Here is an 18,676-nt window from a genome sequence, read left to right on the forward strand (position 1 = left end):
CGACTAACCAAGACGCTATTTTTTCATTCCGACCCGCCGACGCATGTCGGCGGTGATGGTTTGCCGGGTTTTCTTCAAGTCTGCCCAAGGTTCATCACCCACTTCAGCCAGTCGTTCCTGCACGTTGTGGATATTCCACTGATTACCGCCCTTGAGCTCTGCCACCTCTTCCCGAAAAATCGGCACTGACACCGGCAACCCTTCGCGGGTGCGGGCGGCATAGGCGCAGATGGTAGTGGCACCCAGTCCATTGCGCAGGTAATCGATGAAGATCCGTCCGACGCGATTCTTCGGCCCTGACACCGCCGAAAAGCGCTCCGGCAGCAACTTCGCCATGTGGCTGACAATTGCGTGGCTGAAGTCCTTCACCTCGTCCCAACCGTGCTTGCGGGTCAGCGGCACCACCAGGTGAATCCCCTTGCCGCCGCTGGTCTTGAGGAAGGCCTTGAGCCCCAGCTCATCCAGCACCGACAGCGTCAGCTGAGTCGCCTCGACCATGCTTTTCCACGGCAGCGCCGGGTCCGGGTCGAGGTCGAGAACGAAGCGGTCAGGTTTGTCGAGATTCTCCGTGGTAGCGTTCCAGGTGTGCAGTTCCACCGTGCTCATCTGCACGGCGCCAATCAGCGCTTCGGCGTTGTTGATGATCATCACCGGTTGGCCGGTGACGTCCTTGTCCAGCGTGGTGATGCCCGGAATGGCCAGGCGCTCGGCGTTTTTCTGGAAGAACAGCTCGCCCGCGATGCCATCCGGGGCGCGCACCAGCGCCACCGGCCGATCCTTGAGCTCGGGCAGAATCCATTCGGCGACGCTGGCGTAATATTCCGCCAGCTGCACTTTGGTGGTGCCGCTGCTTGCATCGATCACCCGATCCGGGTGGGTGATGCGCACCTTGCCGTCGCCGAGGCCGACTTGTGAGGGCGCGGGCGCTGCCTTGGCCGTTTTCTTTTTCGTCGCGGTGGCCGGTTTGTCAGCGGCGGATTTCCTGCTGGTCTGGGCTTTCACGGCTTTCGCACGCTCCTCGGTGATGTCTTCGGCGGGCTTGTCATCGCGCAAGCCATGGAATACGGCATGGCGCACCGATCCGTCCTTGGTCATCTCGGCGAACGCGACTTCGGCGAGCAACACCGGTTTGAGCCAATGCACACCCTTGGCGTCGAAACCGGTCGGCGGATTGACCACCGCCGGTTTTTTTACCTGCAACGGTTTGAGCTGTTCATAAATGTGCTTGAGCGTGGTCTCGTTGAAACCGGTGCCGACCTTGCCAGCGTAGCGCAACTCGCCACTGTCCCGGTCATGCAATCCCAACAGCAGCGCGCCGAAGGCATTGCGCGCACCTTTGGGATCGGTGAACCCGACCACGACGAATTCCTGCCGATGTTTGCACTTGAGCTTGATCCAGTCACTGCTGCGCCGTGACACATAAGGCGACCCCAGGCGCTTGCCGATCAGCCCTTCCATCTGCATTTGGCAGGCACTGTTGAGCAAGGCTTCCGGCTCCTCGCCGAACGCGTCGGAGAAGCGCAGCAAAGGATCTTTATTGGGTTTGAGCACCGTTGCCAGCGCGACCCGCCGCTCCTCGACCGGCACCTCGCGCAGGTCCACGCCATTGAGGTAAGGCATGTCGAACAGGTAATAAAGGATGTTGCCGCTGCGATTGGATTCAAAGGCATTTTGCAGCGCCTGAAAGTCCGGCACACCCTGCTCGTTAGCCACCACCATCTCACCGTCGAGCCAGGCGGACTCCAGGCCCAGAGCGGCCAGCGCCTCGGCCTGTTTCGGCAATTTGTGGGTCCAGTCGTGGCCGTTGCGGGTGAAGAGTTTCACCTCGTCGTGGTCGATGCGCGCCATGATCCGGTAGCCGTCGAACTTGATCTCATAGCTCCACTCGCCCGGCGGGGCTTTTTCCACCAGCGTCGCCAATTCCGGTTTGAGCTGGTCGGGCAGCTTGGCCTTGTGAGCCCCGGTGAGTTGCGCCGACCGCTGTTTAGCCGCGACCTTGCGCGCCGGCTTCTTCACCGGTTTGGGCTTGGCGGCGGTCTTGGCCTTTTTGGGGACAATGGTGCGGTCACTGAGCACGCTGTCGGGTTCGGCGGCGACCACGTCGTAATCACTCTCGGGTTTCGCCGCGCTGTCCTGATGCTTGATCAGAAACCACTGCTCCTGCTTGCCCGGCATGTGCGTGCGAACCAGGTTCCACAAGCCGCCGAGTTTCTCGCCTTGCAGCTCGAACTTGAGCTTGCCTTTGGCATAGGCCTTGGCCGGATCTTCCTGGGGGATCCACACGCCCCGGTCCCAGACAATCACATCGCCGGCACCGTAATGCCCTTCCGGAATGCTGCCCTCGAACGTGGCGTAATCGATCGGATGGTCTTCAACGTGGACCGCCAGGCGCTTGACCTTGGGGTCTAGCGAGGGGCCTTTCGGCACGGCCCAGCTTTTCAGTGCGCCATCGAGTTCCAGGCGAAAGTCATAGTGCAACCGCGAGGCATCGTGCTTCTGGATACAGAACTGCAAGGCATGGTCTTTCGCAGTTTTCTTGCCTGAACGTTTCGCGGCGGGCTCAGAGGTCGCCGAAAAATCGCGCATGCGGTTGTAATCATCCAGATTCTTGTTCATGGCGCACCTGTTGGCTCGACGCGTCCCCCAATGCCGGGGCCGATGCGCGTGACGATCAAGGCCACGACCGCAATCCGCTCCACCCGTTGATAGCCGGGCGTCAGCAACTCTTCACCGAACACATCGGGATCGAGTTCGCGATAGGTCCAGCCGAACATCGGCGATTCAAGGCGCGGGGTCAGTGCCTCAAGAAACGGATCCTGGCCATCGATCATTGCCACCCCGGTGTACAGCACCAAAGAGCCACCGGGCGCCAGTCGAAGCAACGCCTGCTCGACAATGCGCAACGATAACTGCGCACCGAGAGCGCCGCCACCATGCCGGTAAGCGCGCTCGGTGGGGTCGGCCATGTAGGGCGGATTGGCGACGATCAGGTCGAACTGGCCGTCGACGTCCTGCAGCACATCGCTGGCCTCGACCGTGACGTTAGCGACTTCCGCCAGGGCCGCGTTGACCGCCGTCAAACGCAGAGCCGCGGGATTGATATCGACGGCCAGCACCTCGGCTTCACGGCGTGCGCGGGCAATCACAATCGCCCCGACACCCGCGCCGCAACCAATGTCGACGGCGCGCCGGATCGGCGCGAAGGATTGTTGAAGATGAGCGTGGATCAGCTGCGCGAACCGGTAGCTGTCCGGTCCGAAAAACACCGCGTCCGCCGCGTCGGTGGGAAACCCCGAGTGCACGAACAGCAAATCATCGAGGCTGGACCAGCGCACGCGGCTTTTCAGTCGGCCGTTGCTTTCTTGCAGCACGCCCGCCTCCTGCAACTGCCGCTGTTCATCGGTCGACAGCAGGCCCGGTTCGAATGCGCGCGACCAGCCGAACACGTCGCGCAAGGTCCGGGCGTTTTGCCCAAAGTCACGGTCGTTGACCCGCTGGTGCGTGAGCGGCGTCGGGGTGATAAACCGGTAACCATCGGCCTGCAAACGGCGCCCCAGCTGCACCAGCGCCAGATCGGCAGCGCCCAGTTGTTCTTCCTGATTCATGCCGTGCTCCTATCGCAGGCTGGATTTGAGTTCGATGAACCGTCGCGTAGCCATCAGGCCGGCTGGATGGGAATGCCGATGGGCCGACAACCACGGGATCAGCACGGGCATCTGCTCTTGTGCGGCAAGCCCCTCCAGCGAGGTTTGCAGGCTCTGGATATCCGGGTCGTTGTCGGGCACTGGCGGTTCTGTCGCGACACTCGTGCCTCGGCGGACCGCTGTGGCTGAGCGCTCAGGCGTCCAGTTGCCGGCAATCCAGTCATGCAGCAGCTGTTTTTCATAGGGGCTGAATACGCCGAACATGGCGGCACCATCCCCCTCGATCAACTGCCAGAAGCGACTGGCCTGAGGATCCTGTCCGCGCTTGATCCAGCCCTTTTTTTCCATGGCGGCAAGGAACCCTGGCAACTGCTCCGGCGCGGACAGCCACTGGTTGACGGTCTTGCCTTCAAAACGGCAGTAGTCGGAATGCATGTGCTGGCCGAACGGACGCTTGCGCTCAAGCATGTTGAGCAGCTCGGCGTCGAGGTCGAACGACTCGATGATCGCGCGACTGCCCTGCCCCAGATCATTGAGTCGATAACCCAGCGCGACCCGACGCAGAAAGTCTTCGCGATCGCCTTCCACCGGCAGCAGTTGCAGCACCGACTGCACGGCTTTTTGCGCGTGGCCGGTGCTGGCGTTGTCGATGGTCACGTGCAGGGTGAAGTAATACGGATCGATGCCCAATTCGCTGAGTTCATAGGCGCTGATCAGCAGGTGCAACGGCAGCTGTTCGTAGCCCAGGTTGTAGCCGATCACCTCCGGCAAAAACTCGTCGGCGGATTCGCCCAGCGCCAGTTGTATCGCGCCCTGCAGGTAATGCTCGTCGGCGATCACCCCTGGGTCTTGCAGACCATGTTCGGCGAGCAGCTTGCGGTAGATCACCACATGATTCTGCGCCGGGTTGCCGTCGCCGAGCTCTTCCAGATAGGTGCAGATCAGCCCTTCGAAACGCGGGTCGCGCCACTGACGCAACAGGCCGTACAACCAGGCGCCGTCGACCAGTTTGGTCGGGGCCACGGCTTGCAGGAAAAACAGCGCGTGGGCCTTGTTAGTGAAAAACTGCCGGGGCCCGCCTTCTTTGCGTTGTTGCAGGTAGTCGGCGTATTGGCGGGCAACGTCGACGCTGTGGTGTTCGACGAACGATTGCAGGGCCGACAGGTCCGTTGGCATTTCTTGAGGCAAGTGGGTGGCGTGTTCCAGCTGCACTTCGAGAAAGCTTCGCGCCAGAGCACGCCGTTGCTCGGGGTCGACGCCCAGCAGCAGGTGTTCATAGGCTTGTTTGAGGCTCCCGGCGGCCGGGATCGGGTGTTCGTGGGCGGGCCGCGATTCAAGTCGTGTCAGGGCAGTCATGGGCGCATCTCTCGGTCTAAGGCCAGTGGCAGGACGTTGAATCAACACGTCTCTACATCAGCAGAGCGATTTGCCCGGAGAAAAATTCAATCGACGTTGAAATCGCCCTGACGGACGGACCTGTGCAGCACCGCCCGCCCGGTGCACCCGGCCTATAATCAGCGGGTGCGGGGTCATCTTCGGAGAGCAATCATGCGAACGGTGCACGTCATCGAGCAATCGCCGGCACCCGTAAATGTCGTGGGCGAGGCGATCACCATCCTCGCGGGCGGCGACCTCAGCAAGCCCTTTGAGATGCATATTCAGGAAGGCGTGCAAGGTGGAGGGCCGCCGCTGCACTTTCATCCGTGGGACGAGGCGTTCTATGTGGTCGACGGCCAGGTCGAAGTGACCGTGGCGGGCAAGTCCACCACCGTCTCGGCCGGGGGGTATGTGCATATCCCCGGGGGTTCGATCCATGCCTACAAGAACATCAGCCCTACCGCGAAGATGATTGGCGTGGTGTCGGATCCGCGGGGCGGGCAGTTTTTTGCGGCGGTGGATCAATTAAGGGTGCCGGAGGATTTACCGCGGATACTGGAGATTGCCGAAGCGTACGGGGTTATTTTCCTGGTGCCCAAACCGGCAGTTTGACCGCGTTATCGTTCTTCGCTAGCAGGCTAGCGCCCACAGCGACCTTGCGCACACCGCAAATCCACTGTGGGAGCTGGCCTGCTAACGAAGGCGGCCTGAAAGACAACCCGGTTTAACGGACCCCTAAACCGCACCACCCTTGGCCTGCTGCTCCAGATGCACTTGCAGCTCAGGGTCAATTTTCAGCGCCGCCGCCAGCTCATCCAGATAGTTGCGCTCGGCATCCTGCTGATCGTCCACCAGCATCACGCTGGCCAGGTACATCTCTGACGCCATGCCAGGATCCGTCGCCGACTGCGCCACATCGGCGGCATCCAGCGGCCGGGCCACTTCGTCATCCAGCCATTGCTGCAATTGCGGGTCGTCGGTGTGACGGCCCAGTTCGGTACTGATCATCTGTTTCTCGGCGTCGTCGATCCGGCCATCGGCCTTCGCTGCAGCAATCAACGCCCGCAGCACAGCATGGCTGTGCTCCTCGACTTCCGGGCCGGACAAAAGGTCTACGGTGCGCGGTGCCTGTTGCGGCGCAGCCGCCTGACTGCGTTGCCATGCCTGATACGCCTGGAAGGCCATCATCCCGAGCGACGCCAGGGCCGCATAGTTGGTGCCGCCACTTGAGCGGGTCCGGGTCGAGCCGCCCAGCGGTGAGCCGCCGCCGAGCAGGCCACCGAGCAAACCACCCAATCCGCCCCCGCCCATGGCTGAACCACCGCCACCGCCCAACAAGCCGCCGAGCAATCCGCCCAGACCGCCGTCGATGCCGCCCTGGGCAGATGCGCCACCCTGTCGCTCCCTGGAGCCCTGGCCGGCCCGCAGGAGTTGTTCGAGCAAATCGCTGGTGTTCATGACGACGTCCTCATCGATGGGAGTGACCCGGTCAGGCAACAATAGTCCTCGCCGGCAAATGCGCCATTACCGTTTGGCCTGTGGCGAGGGAGCTTGCTCCCGCTTGAGTGCGTAGCACTCACAAAAACCGGCATTGCTGCCACATTTTTTGGGGCCGCTACGCAGCTCGGCGGGAGCAAGCTCCCTCGCCACAAAAACGGGTAAGCCTGTGTGCCAGTGTTCAGTGAACAGCACTGCAGATTAATCCAAAGTATTTTTTGCCGGCCCAGCTAAGATTTACTGGCGGTGAACCTTATTCCCGGATTTCCGGTCGATACCTGCAACCGAACCGGTTTGCCGCCGCCCTTGATAATGAGGGTGATGACTGGCTTGCTTCATCTATCTGGAGAACGCCCCCCGTGATATCCACCCTACACATCGCCAGACTCAAAGCATGGGGCGCCCATGGTTTTACCGCCACCGGCGTGGTCACTGCCTTCCTCGCCACCCTCGCCTTGCTGGAAAACCAGGCCACCAACTGCCTGCTGTGGCTGGGCGTGGCCCTGATCGTCGATGGGCTGGACGGTGCCCTGGCACGCAAGGTCAATGTGCAGTCGGTGTTGCCGAGTTTCGATGGATCGATTCTCGATCTGGTGATCGACTACCTGACGTATGTGTTCATCCCCGCGCTGTTCATCTATCGCTACATCCCCTTGCCGGACTACACGCTGCTGCTGACCGTGTCGCTGATTCTGGTTTCGTCGCTGTTTTGCTTCTGCAACGTCAACATGAAAAGCAAAGACAATTACTTCCAGGGCTTCCCCGCCGCCTGGAACGTCGTGGCCCTGTGCCTGTACATCATTGCCCCGTCGCCGTGGATTACCTTCCTGACGATCATTGGCCTGGCCTTGCTGACCGTGACCCGCATGAAGTTCCTGCACCCGTTTCGCGTGCGCAAGTTCATGCCGATCAACATTGCCGTGACCGCCATCTGGCTGCTGTGCAGCTTGTCGCTGGTGGTCAATCACCCCGTCATCAACCCGATGGTCATGGGGCTTTGGCTGCTGATGTCGGCTTACTTCCTGGGGATCTGCATCTGGCGCACCGCCATGGAGTGGTTCGACGGATCGCGCCAAAAGTAACGCAGCATGGCCATCCATATCGTTCGACTCGGCTCGCCGCGCCTGCCTGATGAAGGGCTGCGGATCGGCACGGTACGCCGCCCCCCTCGTGGTGTACCGAAGACCGAGTTCGCCCGTCGGGACTTTTATGATGTGTGGCAGCCACTGCTGTCGCCGAGTGCGGAACTGGTGGCCGAAGCCAAAGCGGCCACCGATGACAAAGCCTGGGAGGCCTTTCGGCGCAAGTTCAAGGCGGAAATGAACCACCCGGCGCCCAGTCAACTGCTGGATCTGCTGGCCGCCCTCTCCCATCAAACCGCGCTGGCGGTTGGGTGTTATTGCGAGGATGAAGCGCATTGCCATCGTTCTGTGTTGCGGGAGTTGCTGGCAGCACGCGGCGCACAGATTGCCTAGATCCCTGTGGGAGCTAGCCTGCTAGCGATGACTGCTTTCCAGCCGATGTAGATGTCGACTGACACTCAGCCATCGCGAGCAGGCTCGCCCCCACAGGGGAATTGGATGTTCAAAGGACTGAGGTAGCACCATGAAACCGCAAATACGGCCCGCCACCGCAGCTGACGCGTCCGCCATCAGCCAGGTCATCATCCAGTCGCTGCGCCAGTCCAATGCCCTGGACTACCCACCCGACATCATCGAGCAGGTGGAAAAGAGCTTTTCCACCGAGTCCATTCGCACGCTGCTGACCCAACGCCAGGTCTTCGTCGCAATGATCGACAGTCATATCGTGGCCACGGCCAGCCTTGATCGCGATGTGGTGCGCAGCGTCTTTGTCGACCCGACTCAACAAGGACGCGGCCTCGGGAGGCAATTGATGGCCACGATCGAGTGCATCGCCGCCGAAGCCAAAATCGAGGTCTTGCGCGTCCCCTCCTCCATCACCGCAGAAGCCTTCTACTTCAAGCTGGGCTTTCGAAAAGTCCGCGACGAATTCCACGGAGCCGAGCGTACGATCATCATGGAACGGCGACTGACCTCCCTCTGACTGCCACGCCCACCCAACCTGCGCCGGTCTGACGGACGGGAGGTCGATCATGGTCAATACTTAGGGGATTGAACGACGCGGGAGGTTCGACATGTCTGGTCAATCACGCTTCATGCTGGTCGCCTCGCCACTGATGGAACACAGCCCCGCCTTCGACAGAGCCGCGGCGCTGGCCAAGGCTGAAGATGCGGCGTTGCACATCGTGGCGTTCGATTACCTGGAAGGCCTGGCCACCGCCAGCCTGGTCAACGAAAAGGCCTTGGAACAAATGCGTCTGGGCTACGTTGATCGACACCGCCAGTGGCTCGAAGAACAGGCCCGTCCCCTGCGCAAGATCGGCGTCCACGTCACCACTGAGGTGGCGTGGGTCGAACGCCCGCTGGAAGAAATCCTGATTCACCTCAAAGAGCAGCCGATGGACGTGCTGATCAAGGCGCTGGAGCACGAATCACTGCTGTCGCGGTTGTTGTTTACCCCGCTCGACGTGCATTTGCTGCGTGAATGCCCGGTGCCGCTGCATTTTGTCAGCCATGCCGTTCACGCCCTGCCACGCAAGGTTGTCGCGGCGGTCGATCCTTTTCATCGCGATGATCACTACAAAACGTTCAATGACCGGATCCTGCACGAAGCGTCGAAGCTGGCGAGTGCCTGTAACGCCGAGCTGGACGTGGTCTACGCCTATGACCTTTCCTCGATCAGCGCAGACGAGTTCGGCTTTGACAACGGCTCGGCGTTTTTCAATTCCGGCAAGGCCAAGACCCTGTTCGACTACCAGGAGGACGCCTTCAACGAATTGGCCGAGCGCAACGGCATCGCGCCCGAGCAGCGGCACATGATCATGGGTAACCCGGCCAAGGTCCTGACCCGCTATGTCGACGCCTACGACGTCGACGTGATCGTCATGGGCCGGGTCGGCCATCGCGGTCTGGGCCGGTTGATCGGCAGCACAGTGGAACACCTGCTGTACAAAATGCCCTGCAGCGTGTGGGTGGTGTACACCGAGCGGGTGGATGAGTGAGCCTCTTCCAGACACCGCATCCCCCTGTAGGAGCGAGGCTTGCCCGCGAAGACGGAGTATCAGTCGACCACGATGTTGCCTGACGCTCCGTCTTCGCGGGCAAGCCTCGCTCCTACAGGGTTTTGTGTCGTCTGGTTAACGTCGGGTGATGACGACCTCCAGGTATTCACTTGGCACCACCACCGATTTCTCTCCCGCTCTGTTCATCCGGTTGATCAGCTCAGTCAGGTCGCTTTCAAAGGCTTGGGCTCCCTCGGGAGACAGCGCCGCGAAGGCCTTGTGGACCGGGCCGTACCAGGTGCGAAACGTGTCGATGAAGTGCGCCGCCGAGCGATAACGGAAGTTGAAGGTGCGGCGCGTCACCTGGACCTGAAAGTCACGCTCATCGAAGTGCGAGTGCAACCAGGCTTCGGTTCCCCAGTTTGAAGGCGGTTGTGCGCCTGGCGGTGGCGGCAGGTGTTTGCCCAGGGTCTTGAACATCTGGCCGACAAAACCTTCAGGCGTCCAGTTGGCCAGGCCGATCCGGCCGCCAGGACGGCAGACCCGCGCCAGTTCTGAAGCCGCTTTGGCCTGATCCGGCGTGAACATCACGCCGAAGGTCGAGAGCACCGCATCGAAGCTGGCGTCTTCGAACGGCAGCGCCTCGGCGTCGGCGACCTGGAAGGTCACCTCCAGGCGCTCGGCCCGGGCCCGGTCTTCGCCGCGCTCCAGCAGCGCCGCCACGTAGTCGGTCGAGGTGACGTTGCAACCTCGGCGTGCAGCGGCGAGCGTCGCATTACCGTTGCCGGCGGCCACGTCCAGCACGCGTTCGTCGCAGAGCAAGTCACAGGCTTCAGCCAGTTGCTCGCCGACAATTTGCAGGGTGGTGCCGATCACGGCGTAATCGCCGCTGGCCCAGGAGACCATCTGGCGGTTTTTCAGGGCAGTGAGATCAAGGGGGGTGCTCATTAAATCTGCTCCGTAAGGATTGGAACGCAAGCCCGGCTTACTCCGCCGTGGTCGGATCGATGATGTTCATCACCTGGGAAATGCGGTTGGCCGGGAAACCGCTCTGCCTGGCGTGCTCCTGGATCAGCGCTTCGCTCGGCGAGATGTACACGCAGTACAACTTGTCACCCGTGACATAACTCTGAAGCCACTGCACCTGCGGCAAGTCGCGCAATGCCCGGCAGGACTTTTGCGAAGCGGCTTTCAAATCCCTTTCTGACAGTGTTCCAGCACCTGGAATCTCGCGTTCTATGACGAACTTTGGCATGGCAACCTCTCAGTCTTGTTATTGATGACAGGGTCGGCAGTGGCCCTGTAGGCAAACTATCGCTCCGGCGCGGGCCGGCGTCCTGCCCGATCGTCGGGCAACACTGCCCGATCGTCCGGAGAATTCACGTTACCCGGCAACGCGCTCACAATCAGAAAGCCCTTAGTCGCATGGGAAGTCACCATGGACGCCCTGTCCCAAACCCTGCGCGTCGTCCGCCTGGTCGGCGCGATTTTCATCAATGCCAGGTTCACGGCACCCTGGTGCTACCAGTCGCCCAGTGCCGACACGGCGGCCCCCTTTCTGGAGCCCGGTGCCGAGCGGGTGGTGATATTCCACCTGATCACCGAAGGCGAGTGCTATGTCGAGATGGGAAACGCTGCGCCGCTGCGCCTGACCGCCGGCGATGTGGTGGTGTTCCCTCAGGGCGATGCCCATCGCATGAGCTCGCAACCGGGGCTGACGCCGGTCACCGGCAAGCGGCTGGACGTGGTGCTGGCGCGCCGTCCCCGGCAACTGAGTTACGGCGGAGGCGGCGCGGTCACGCGGCTGGTGTGCGGTTATCTGGCCTGCGATACGCGGTTGGCGGGCATGTTGCTGACGGGATTGCCGGCGGTGGTCCGGGTCAATGTGCGCGGCTCCAATGCCGGAATCTGGCTGGAATCATCGGTGCGTTATGCGTTGGCCGAAGCACGCTCGCCCAGGCCCGGGGGCGAAGGTGTGTTGGCGAAACTGGCCGAGGTGTTGTTCATCGAGGTGTTGCGCCTGTACATGAACGAACGCGGTGAAGGCCGGACCGGCTGGCTGGCCGGTGTGGGTGACCGGATCGTCGGTGCCGCCCTGAATGCGCTGCACAAAAAACCCTGTCACGCCTGGACCCTGGATGAACTGGCGCGAACCGCCGGCACCTCAAGGTCGGTGTTGGCGGAACGCTTTGCGCAGTTGGTGGGGAGTTCGCCGATGCAGTACCTGACGCAGTGGCGGATGTTGCTGGCGGCGAACCTGTTACGCAGCAGTAACAGTTCGTTGATGCGGATTGCCGAAGAGGTGGGCTACCAGACCGACACGGCCTTCAGCCGTGCCTTTCGTCGAGAGTACGGTGCGCCACCCGCGGCGTGGCGGCGCAATCAGGAGAAAAAACCAATGGCCCGCGGCACGCAGCCTGTGAGCCATTGATGGCGAGGGTTACGCCGAAGGTGCCTTGGCCTCTTCCAGCAGTTGCTGAATCATCTTTTCCTGGGTTTCGTAGGCGCCTTCACCGAAGTGGGTGTAACGCACCTGACCCTTGGCGTCGATCAGGTAGTGAGCGGGCCAGTACTGGTTGTCGAAGGCGCGCCAGATCGCGTAGTTGTTGTCGATGGCCACCGGGTAGGTGATGCCGAGCTTTTTCACCTGGTCCTTGACGTTGTCGATGATGCGCTCGTAACCGTATTCAGGGGTGTGGACGCCGACAACCACCAGGCCATCCTTCTCGTATTTTTTCGCCCAGTCCTTCACATACGGCAGGGTGTGCTGGCAGTTGATGCAGTCGTAGGTCCAGAAGTCCACCAGCACCACTTTGCCTTTGAGCGAATCATTGCTCAGCGCTGGCGAGTTCAGCCACTGGACGGCACCGGACAGCGACGGCATGGAACCCTGGGCGTTGTCCATGGAGTCGGCCCTGACCTTGCTGACGAAGTAGTCGACGACTTTCGGCACGCTTTCCATCACGCCTTTTTCGAGGCTGCTGACGCCTTCGGACGAGGTGCCGGCCAACAGTGTCCGGTCGGCACCGGTGGAAATCACCGCCACGGTCGCCAGCACGGCAACACCGGCACCACGACGCAACCAACCAGTGACAGGGATCGACACTTTCAAGCGATTGACCAAACCGCGACCGGCGAAGATCAAGGTCCCCAGGGACAGTGCGCTGCCCAGGCCGTAGGCCAGCAGCAACAGGCTGGTCTGTGCGTTCGCACCCTGGAGCATGGCGCCGGTGAGAATCACCCCGAGGATCGGGCCGGCACACGGCGCCCAGAGCAACCCTGTGGCCACACCGATCATGACCGAACCCAGCGGGCCTGACATTTTGCGGGTGTCGGGATCAAGGCGATTGCCCAGCGCCACGAACGGGCGGGCCATCCAGTCACCGACACGGGCGGAAATCAGCGACAGAGCAAACAATCCCATCACGAAGAGCGCGACGTGACGACCGGTGTTGTTGGCTTGCACCACCCATTCGCTGCTGACCACGGCCAGGCTGGCGATCAGGGCAAAGGTCAGGACCATGCCGCCGAGGGTCAGCAGAATGGATGAACGGGTGCGTTTGACACCGGCGAACAGGAACGGCACCACCGGGAGGATACAGGGGCTGAGGACGGTCAATATACCGCCCAGAAAAGCGATGAGAAACATGGTAATCACCTTGAAATAGAGAAGAACGACACACCACCTACCCCCTGTAGGAGTGAGCCTGCTCGCGATGGCGGTGTGTCAGATAACACTGATGTCGATTGACACTCCGCCATCGCGAGCAGGCTCACTCCTACACTGGAATTGTGGTGTTCACAAAACCGGGTTCGGGCATCAGGCCTTCTGGTTTTCCTGTAGCTGACCTTGCGGCGTGCGGCTCGAGCCGTCCTGTGCGAGGAAGGCATGAGCGCCCTGCTCGGCCACCGGCGTCAGCTGGAAGCAGGTCGCACTGCCACAGCTTTTCTGTTCAACAGCGGCATTGGCATGGGCAGCCGCGCCGGCTGCGGAGAAAGCAACAGCGGTCAAAAAGCGGGTGACGTTGTTCATGGTGTTCTTCCTGTTTCAAAGGGGGTTGGCAATCGCTCAGCGAAGGACTCAGTTGTCCGCGTTGCAGCCGTCAGCAAATTTGCGGTAATCCAGCACCTGGGTTTTGTGCTGGGAATCGAGGTAGGTCAGCTGGGCATTCACAACCCCGCAGGAAGGCGCGGCGTCTTCTTTCAACGACAGCACTTTCTTGATGTCCAGGTGGGTGCCGTAGGTGTAGGTTTTGGCGGTAACATCGGCGGCTTCGGCGCGGGCCGACAAGGTGCAGATGTTCAGGGCGGCAAACAGGCAAGCGGCGTAGATGGCTTTGGTGTTCATGGCGGTTTCCTCAAGGCTTCAATGGGTAGGTCGTTCGATTGAGCAGAGGCGGTGTGGGTTGCCTCGATGGAACCCATTAGAAGCTCGCGAGGTATCTCGTCTGTGTCGAAAACAGCCGCGTGTAAATCGGTACGTATCAAAGCCGGCCCCTGATACAGAGCGATACAAAACCCCTGGAAAACCGCATTTTTGCCTTTGCATGTATCCGTCGCTACGCCAGATACACTGCAATACAAAGGGCTGCGGGCGAGCGGGCCAAGGCCCGATAGACTGCGCAACATCCCCCATTGATAGAGGCTTGGCCCCATGGAACACGTCGATCACATTCTCATCGTGGACGATGACCGCGAGATCCGGGAACTGGTAGGCAACTACCTCAAGAAGAACGGCCTGCGCACCACGGTCGTCGCCGATGGACGCCAGATGCGCAGCTTCCTTGAGTCCACGCCGGTGGACCTGATCGTGCTCGACATCATGATGCCGGGCGACGACGGCCTGATGCTCTGCCGCGAGTTGCGCGCCGGCAAACACAAGGCCACGCCGGTGCTGATGCTCACTGCCCGCAACGACGAAACCGACCGCATCATCGGCCTGGAAATGGGCGCCGACGATTACCTGGTCAAGCCGTTCGCCGCCCGTGAACTGCTCGCGCGAATCAACGCCGTACTGCGCCGCACGCGGATGCTGCCGCCAAACCTGGTGGTCACCGAAAGCGGTCGCCTGCTGGCGTTCGGGCGCTGGCGCCTGGACACGTCGGCCCGGCACCTGCTGGACGAAGACGGCACCATGGTCGCGCTCAGCGGTGCGGAATACCGATTGCTGCGGGTGTTCCTCGATCACCCGCAGCGGGTGCTCAATCGCGACCAGTTGCTCAATCTGACCCAGGGCCGCGACGCCGATCTGTTTGACCGTTCCATCGATTTGCTGGTCAGCCGCTTGCGCCAGCGCTTGCTGGACGATGCCCGCGAACCGGCCTACATCAAAACCGTGCGCAGTGAGGGCTATGTGTTTTCGCTGCCGGTGGAAGTGCTCGGTGCGCCGTCATGAACCTCACCCTTCGTTGGCCCCGCACCCTGGCCTCGCGCCTCTCGCTGATCTTTCTGATTGGCCTGATCCTGGCGCAGGCGCTGTCCTTTGGCGCGCAGTATTACGAGCGTTACGAAAGCGCAAAAAACACCATGCTTGGCAATCTGGAAACCGACGTCTCGACCTCCATCGCCATTCTTGACCGCTTGCCAGCCGAAGAACGCATGGGTTGGCTGCAACAACTGAACCGCCGCAACTACCGTTATTTGCTCGACGAGGGTTCGCCGGGCGTGGCCATGAGCGACACGCCCATCGCGATGACATCGATCAAGGACGCCATCGGCAAGGATTACCCGATGACCGTGACGGACATTCCCGGCGAACAGAAACACTTTCAGGTGCACCTGAAACTCGCGGACGGCAGCCCGGTGACCATCGACGTCAGGCCATCAATGGTGCCGTTGTCGCCGTGGTTGCCCATCGTTCTGCTGGGCCAGTTGGCGCTGATGATCCTCTGCACCTGGCTGGCGGTGAGAATCGCCATCCGCCCCCTCACCCGCCTTGCCGAGGCCGTGGACAACCTTGATCCCAACACCCACGCGGTGCACCTGGACGAAAAAGGCCCGACCGAAGTCGCCCATGCCGCCATCGCCTTCAATTCGATGCAGGCACGCATCGCCGCGTACTTGAAAGAGCGCATGCAACTGCTGGCGGCGATTTCCCACGACCTGCAAACCCCGATCACCCGCATGAAACTGCGCGCCGAATTCATGGACGACTGCAGCGAAAAAGACAAACTGTGGAGCGATCTCAGTGAGATGGAACACCTGGTGCGCGAAGGCGTGGCCTATGCCCGCAGCGTTCACGGCGCCACCGAAGAAAGCCGCCGCACCGACCTGGATTCGTTCCTCGACAGCCTGGTGTTCGACTACCAGGACGTGGGCAAGGACGTGCAGCTCAGTGGCAAAAGTGGCGCGGTGATCGACACCCGGCCCCATGCCTTGCGGCGGGTACTGGTAAACCTGACGGATAACGCTCTGAAGTTCGCCGGCGCCGCCGAGCTGTGGGTGGAAGCAAAAAACGGCGGCCTCTCGGTGAAGATCATGGATCGCGGACCGGGCATTGCCGAAGAGGAACTGACCCACGTGATGGAACCGTTTTACCGGGTTGAGAATTCGCGCAATCGCAGCACCGGCGGCACCGGTCTGGGGCTGGCGATTGCACAGCAGTTGGCGTTGGCGCTCGGGGGATCGTTGACGTTGAGCAATCGTGAGGGCGGCGGGTTGTGTGCGGAGTTGAAGTTACCGCTTCGACCTGGCAGTCAGTAAACAGACACAAAGGCCAAGGAAAGCCTTTATATTGTCGGACACCGTCGTGCAGCAGCCGACGGCGATGCCCTGATAGCAACCGACACCTATATGGATATTGGCAAAATGGATGACAACCGAAGGCCCATCAAGACGCGCTCTGCGGGCTGGGCGAAATACATCACCGACCTTCTGGTGAAACGAGACATCTCCCCCAATCAGATCTCCGTCGCCAGCATCGCCTTCGCGCTCGCCGGGGCGGTGGCATTGAATATTGATAACGGGCTCATCGGCTCGATCCTCTGCGCCGTCGGCATTCAATTGCGCCTGCTGTGCAACCTCTTCGACGGCATGGTGGCGATCGAGGGCGGCAAGAAATCCGACATCGGCAGCCTCTACAACGAATTCCCCGACCGCATTGCCGACAGCCTGCTGATCGTCGCGCTGGGGTATGCCATCGGCTACGCCGATCTCGGCTGGTTTGCGGCGCTGGCTGCGGCACTGACGGCGTATGTCAGGGTGTTTGGCGGCTCGATTGGCCTGAAGCAGAGTTTCATCGGCCCGATGGCCAAGCAGCATCGAATGGCCGTGATGACTGTGGCCCTTCTGTTGAATGCCGTCGAAGCCAGCGTTTATGGCACTCACTACGTGCTGTTGATCGCGCTGGTCGTCATCGCTGTCGGTTCAGCCGCGACCTGCGTCACGCGCACGCTGGCCATCTCGCGCCAGCTCAAGGGGAATGCTCATGTGGATCAGTAACGCGCTGATTTCTGTTCTTCGCTTCCTGATCGGCGTCACCGCCCGATGGGAAAGCCCGCCGGACCTGACACGCCAGCGCATCTATTTCGCCAATCACTCCAGCCACATGGACACCCTGGCAATCATCGCGGCGCTGCCCCCGGAAGCCCGGGTGAACGTGAAACCGGTCGCCGCTGCGGATTACTGGGGAAAGAACAAATTTCTGTCGTACATCTCGCAAAAAGGCCTGAACGCAGTGCTGATCGAGCGAAATCCGGCGCCCGGCGTTAACGTGCTGGAGCCGATTTTCGACGTGGTGCGGGCCGGCCATTCGATCATCATCTTTCCGGAAGGCACCCGAGGCAGCGAGGCGTTGCCCGGTCCTTTCAAATCAGGGCTGTACCGTTTGGCCGAGACATTCCCCGAGGTGGATCTGGTGCCCATCTACCTGGAAAACCTGCATCGCTCCATGCCGAAAGGCAAACACGTCCCGCTGCCCATCATCTGCACGATCCGTATTGGCGACCCGCTGCCACGGATCAGTGGCGAGGAAAAACAGGTGTTTCTGGATCGGGCGCGTGAAGCGATTGTGAGGTTGTCGGAATGAATCTTGACGAAAAGTTCTTGTGGTTCTTCGGCGCCATTGCCGTCCTGCTGGCAATCGCTTCGGTCATCGGCCGGATTCTGGCGAAGCGCGCCAAAACAGAAAGCTCGATGTCGACCATCGAGAACCTCAACCAGCGGGTGAATGCCTGGTGGGGCATGGTCATCATCTTCTTCGTGTCCTACCTGCTGGGCGGGAACGCGACGGTTATTCTGTTCGGCTTCATTTCGCTGTTCGCGCTCCGGGAGTTCATTACCCTGACGCCGACCCGGCTGGGCGACCATAACGCGCTGTTTTCGGCGTTCTTCATTCTGATCCCGCTGCAATACGTGCTGATCGGCACGCACTGGTATTCGCTGTTCACCCTGTTGATTCCGGTGTACGCGTTCCTGCTGTTGCCGGCGATTGCGGTGCTGAGCCAGGACACCGACGCTTTTCTGGAACGGGCGGCCAAGATTCAGTGGGGGGTGATGATTTGCGTCTACTGCATCAGCCACGCGCCGGCCCTGTTGCTGCTGGACCTGGAAGGTTTCAAGGGGCAGAACGCGCTGCTGCTGTTCTATCTCGTGTTCGTCGTGCAACTGAGTGACGTGTTGCAGTACGTGTTCGGCAAACTATTCGGCAAGCACAAAGTTGCGCCGCTGGTGAGTCCGTCGAAAACGGTGGAAGGCTTGGTCGGTGGCGGTCTGTCGGCCACGTTGATTGGCGGGTGCATGTTCTGGATGACCCCGTTCAGTTTCTGGCAGTCGCTGCTGATGTCGCTGGTGATCGTGGTGATGGGTTTTCTGGGTGGGCTGGTCATGTCCGCCATCAAGCGCAGCCTGAGCGCGAAGGATTGGGGAACCATGATCAAAGGGCATGGCGGCATGCTGGATCGGATGGATTCGATCTGCTTCGCGGCGCCGATTTTCTTTCACCTGACGCGGTATTTCTTTTCCGCCCCATAAAATAGACACCACCCCCTGTCAGTGATCGTTCCCACGCTCTGCGTGGGAATGCAGCCCGGGACGCCCCGCGTCCCTGAAGCGGACGCGGAGCGACCGGTGAGGCATT

General features: G+C 61.1%; 20 protein-coding genes. 11 read left to right on the forward strand and 9 right to left on the reverse strand.

Annotation, left to right across the window (positions count from 1 at the left end; translation table 11 throughout):
* Positions 1-15 precede the first annotated feature (15 nt).
* Genes ligD through JIO00_RS17870 form a run of 3 tightly spaced genes read right to left on the reverse strand, consistent with a single transcriptional unit; the run spans position 16 to position 5,000 of the window.
* A complete protein-coding gene (gene ligD / locus JIO00_RS17860; RefSeq protein WP_083376423.1) occupies positions 16-2,616 on the reverse strand; it encodes a DNA ligase D in 2,601 nt (866 codons plus the stop codon).
* Entirely contained in the window at positions 2,613-3,605 is a 993-nt protein-coding gene (locus JIO00_RS17865) for a methyltransferase (protein WP_200666485.1), read from the reverse strand. The genes ligD and JIO00_RS17865 overlap by 4 nt, the downstream gene beginning before the upstream one ends.
* A gap of 9 nt (positions 3,606-3,614) precedes the next feature.
* Positions 3,615-5,000 carry an iron-containing redox enzyme family protein gene (locus JIO00_RS17870; RefSeq protein WP_200666487.1) on the reverse strand — a complete coding sequence of 462 codons (1,386 nt, stop codon included), beginning with the start codon at positions 4,998-5,000 and terminating at the stop codon, positions 3,615-3,617.
* A 192-nt stretch (positions 5,001-5,192) separates the two neighbouring features.
* Here JIO00_RS17870 and JIO00_RS17875 point away from each other — a divergent pair, with 192 nt between their 5' ends.
* Entirely contained in the window at positions 5,193-5,633 is a 441-nt protein-coding gene (locus JIO00_RS17875) for a cupin domain-containing protein (protein ID WP_077749101.1), read from the forward strand.
* Between the two features lie 123 nt (positions 5,634-5,756).
* Here the strand turns inward: JIO00_RS17875 and JIO00_RS17880 are convergent, their stop codons facing one another.
* Positions 5,757-6,479, reverse strand: a complete 723-nt coding sequence (locus JIO00_RS17880; RefSeq protein ID WP_077749100.1) for a tellurite resistance TerB family protein — start codon at positions 6,477-6,479, stop codon at positions 5,757-5,759.
* Positions 6,480-6,877: 398 nt separating this feature from the next.
* On the opposite strand from JIO00_RS17880, the gene pcsA reads away from it, so the two are divergent.
* From pcsA to JIO00_RS17900, 4 genes are all read left to right on the forward strand, one after another.
* Positions 6,878-7,600 (forward strand): phosphatidylcholine synthase, encoded by a 723-nt coding sequence (gene pcsA / locus JIO00_RS17885; RefSeq protein WP_010455490.1) that lies wholly within the window; start codon positions 6,878-6,880, stop codon positions 7,598-7,600.
* A 6-nt stretch (positions 7,601-7,606) separates the two neighbouring features.
* On the forward strand, positions 7,607-7,993 hold the full coding sequence (locus tag JIO00_RS17890) for a DUF488 domain-containing protein (RefSeq protein WP_200666489.1): 387 nt from the start codon (positions 7,607-7,609) through the stop codon (positions 7,991-7,993).
* A 130-nt stretch (positions 7,994-8,123) separates the two neighbouring features.
* Entirely contained in the window at positions 8,124-8,582 is a 459-nt protein-coding gene (locus JIO00_RS17895; protein WP_200666491.1) for a GNAT family N-acetyltransferase, read from the forward strand.
* A 91-nt stretch (positions 8,583-8,673) separates the two neighbouring features.
* Positions 8,674-9,600 carry a universal stress protein gene (locus JIO00_RS17900; protein ID WP_010455496.1) on the forward strand — a complete coding sequence of 309 codons (927 nt, stop codon included), beginning with the start codon at positions 8,674-8,676 and terminating at the stop codon, positions 9,598-9,600.
* 135 nt (positions 9,601-9,735) lie between these two features.
* On the opposite strand, the gene JIO00_RS17905 is transcribed toward JIO00_RS17900, so the two are convergent.
* Both JIO00_RS17905 and JIO00_RS17910 read right to left on the reverse strand, forming a co-directional pair.
* The gene (locus tag JIO00_RS17905; RefSeq protein WP_010455498.1) at positions 9,736-10,548 is read right to left on the reverse strand and encodes a class I SAM-dependent methyltransferase; all 813 of its coding nucleotides are present in this window, start codon (positions 10,546-10,548) and stop codon (positions 9,736-9,738) included.
* A gap of 37 nt (positions 10,549-10,585) precedes the next feature.
* The gene (locus JIO00_RS17910; protein ID WP_010455500.1) at positions 10,586-10,855 is read right to left on the reverse strand and encodes a DUF4242 domain-containing protein; all 270 of its coding nucleotides are present in this window, start codon (positions 10,853-10,855) and stop codon (positions 10,586-10,588) included.
* Between the two features lie 183 nt (positions 10,856-11,038).
* Between JIO00_RS17910 and JIO00_RS17915 the strand changes: the two genes are divergently transcribed.
* A complete protein-coding gene (locus JIO00_RS17915; RefSeq protein WP_010455501.1) occupies positions 11,039-12,031 on the forward strand; it encodes an AraC family transcriptional regulator in 993 nt (330 codons plus the stop codon).
* Between the two features lie 9 nt (positions 12,032-12,040).
* Here JIO00_RS17915 and JIO00_RS17920 read toward each other — a convergent pair whose 3' ends face one another.
* The 3 genes from JIO00_RS17920 to JIO00_RS17930 all read right to left on the reverse strand — a co-directional run bounded on the left by JIO00_RS17920 (position 12,041) and on the right by JIO00_RS17930 (position 13,948).
* Positions 12,041-13,249, reverse strand: coding sequence for a cytochrome c biogenesis protein DipZ (locus tag JIO00_RS17920; protein WP_200666493.1), 1,209 nt, complete (start codon positions 13,247-13,249; stop codon positions 12,041-12,043).
* 171 nt (positions 13,250-13,420) lie between these two features.
* Positions 13,421-13,633 (reverse strand): hypothetical protein, encoded by a 213-nt coding sequence (locus JIO00_RS17925; protein ID WP_010455503.1) that lies wholly within the window; start codon positions 13,631-13,633, stop codon positions 13,421-13,423.
* Positions 13,634-13,681: 48 nt separating this feature from the next.
* Entirely contained in the window at positions 13,682-13,948 is a 267-nt protein-coding gene (locus JIO00_RS17930; RefSeq protein ID WP_200666495.1) for a DUF2790 domain-containing protein, read from the reverse strand.
* 306 nt (positions 13,949-14,254) lie between these two features.
* Here JIO00_RS17930 and JIO00_RS17935 point away from each other — a divergent pair, with 306 nt between their 5' ends.
* The 5 genes from JIO00_RS17935 (at position 14,255) to JIO00_RS17955 (ending at position 18,570) form a co-directional block, all read left to right on the forward strand.
* A complete protein-coding gene (locus tag JIO00_RS17935) occupies positions 14,255-14,995 on the forward strand; it encodes a response regulator (protein WP_010455506.1) in 741 nt (246 codons plus the stop codon).
* Positions 14,992-16,302, forward strand: a complete 1,311-nt coding sequence (locus JIO00_RS17940; RefSeq protein WP_200666498.1) for a sensor histidine kinase — start codon at positions 14,992-14,994, stop codon at positions 16,300-16,302. The genes JIO00_RS17935 and JIO00_RS17940 overlap by 4 nt, the downstream gene beginning before the upstream one ends.
* A 105-nt stretch (positions 16,303-16,407) precedes the next feature.
* Entirely contained in the window at positions 16,408-17,040 is a 633-nt protein-coding gene (locus tag JIO00_RS17945; protein WP_077749093.1) for a CDP-alcohol phosphatidyltransferase family protein, read from the forward strand.
* Positions 17,027-17,626, forward strand: coding sequence for a lysophospholipid acyltransferase family protein (locus JIO00_RS17950; RefSeq protein ID WP_077749092.1), 600 nt, complete (start codon positions 17,027-17,029; stop codon positions 17,624-17,626). Before JIO00_RS17945 ends, JIO00_RS17950 begins: the two co-directional genes overlap by 14 nt.
* Positions 17,623-18,570: a phosphatidate cytidylyltransferase gene (locus JIO00_RS17955; protein WP_200666500.1), complete on the forward strand. Its 948-nt coding sequence runs from the start codon at positions 17,623-17,625 to the stop codon at positions 18,568-18,570. Before JIO00_RS17950 ends, JIO00_RS17955 begins: the two co-directional genes overlap by 4 nt.
* The last annotated feature ends 106 nt before the right edge of the window (positions 18,571-18,676 follow it).

Source organism: Pseudomonas sp. SW-3 (assembly GCF_016615645.1).
Taxonomy (GTDB): domain Bacteria; phylum Pseudomonadota; class Gammaproteobacteria; order Pseudomonadales; family Pseudomonadaceae; genus Aquipseudomonas; species Aquipseudomonas mandelii.

Excerpts from the sequence above, each read along its gene's own strand:
- JIO00_RS17870 (WP_200666487.1), bottom strand. The coding sequence starts at position 5,000 with ATGACTGCCCTGACACGACTTGAATCGCGGCCCGCCCACGAACACCCG.
- JIO00_RS17945 (WP_077749093.1), top strand. The coding sequence starts at position 16,408 with ATGGATGACAACCGAAGGCCCATCAAGACGCGCTCTGCGGGCTGGGCG.
- JIO00_RS17930 (WP_200666495.1), bottom strand. The coding sequence starts at position 13,948 with ATGAACACCAAAGCCATCTACGCCGCTTGCCTGTTTGCCGCCCTGAAC.
- JIO00_RS17950 (WP_077749092.1), top strand. The coding sequence starts at position 17,027 with ATGTGGATCAGTAACGCGCTGATTTCTGTTCTTCGCTTCCTGATCGGC.
- JIO00_RS17890 (WP_200666489.1), top strand. The coding sequence starts at position 7,607 with ATGGCCATCCATATCGTTCGACTCGGCTCGCCGCGCCTGCCTGATGAA.
- JIO00_RS17905 (WP_010455498.1), bottom strand. The coding sequence starts at position 10,548 with ATGAGCACCCCCCTTGATCTCACTGCCCTGAAAAACCGCCAGATGGTC.
- JIO00_RS17920 (WP_200666493.1), bottom strand. The coding sequence starts at position 13,249 with ATGTTTCTCATCGCTTTTCTGGGCGGTATATTGACCGTCCTCAGCCCC.
- JIO00_RS17915 (WP_010455501.1), top strand. The coding sequence starts at position 11,039 with ATGGACGCCCTGTCCCAAACCCTGCGCGTCGTCCGCCTGGTCGGCGCG.
- JIO00_RS17900 (WP_010455496.1), top strand. The coding sequence starts at position 8,674 with ATGTCTGGTCAATCACGCTTCATGCTGGTCGCCTCGCCACTGATGGAA.
- JIO00_RS17940 (WP_200666498.1), top strand. The coding sequence starts at position 14,992 with ATGAACCTCACCCTTCGTTGGCCCCGCACCCTGGCCTCGCGCCTCTCG.
- JIO00_RS17880 (WP_077749100.1), bottom strand. The coding sequence starts at position 6,479 with ATGAACACCAGCGATTTGCTCGAACAACTCCTGCGGGCCGGCCAGGGC.
- JIO00_RS17865 (WP_200666485.1), bottom strand. The coding sequence starts at position 3,605 with ATGAATCAGGAAGAACAACTGGGCGCTGCCGATCTGGCGCTGGTGCAG.
- JIO00_RS17875 (WP_077749101.1), top strand. The coding sequence starts at position 5,193 with ATGCGAACGGTGCACGTCATCGAGCAATCGCCGGCACCCGTAAATGTC.
- JIO00_RS17925 (WP_010455503.1), bottom strand. The coding sequence starts at position 13,633 with ATGAACAACGTCACCCGCTTTTTGACCGCTGTTGCTTTCTCCGCAGCC.
- ligD (WP_083376423.1), bottom strand. The coding sequence starts at position 2,616 with ATGAACAAGAATCTGGATGATTACAACCGCATGCGCGATTTTTCGGCG.
- JIO00_RS17935 (WP_010455506.1), top strand. The coding sequence starts at position 14,255 with ATGGAACACGTCGATCACATTCTCATCGTGGACGATGACCGCGAGATC.
- JIO00_RS17910 (WP_010455500.1), bottom strand. The coding sequence starts at position 10,855 with ATGCCAAAGTTCGTCATAGAACGCGAGATTCCAGGTGCTGGAACACTG.
- JIO00_RS17955 (WP_200666500.1), top strand. The coding sequence starts at position 17,623 with ATGAATCTTGACGAAAAGTTCTTGTGGTTCTTCGGCGCCATTGCCGTC.
- JIO00_RS17895 (WP_200666491.1), top strand. The coding sequence starts at position 8,124 with ATGAAACCGCAAATACGGCCCGCCACCGCAGCTGACGCGTCCGCCATC.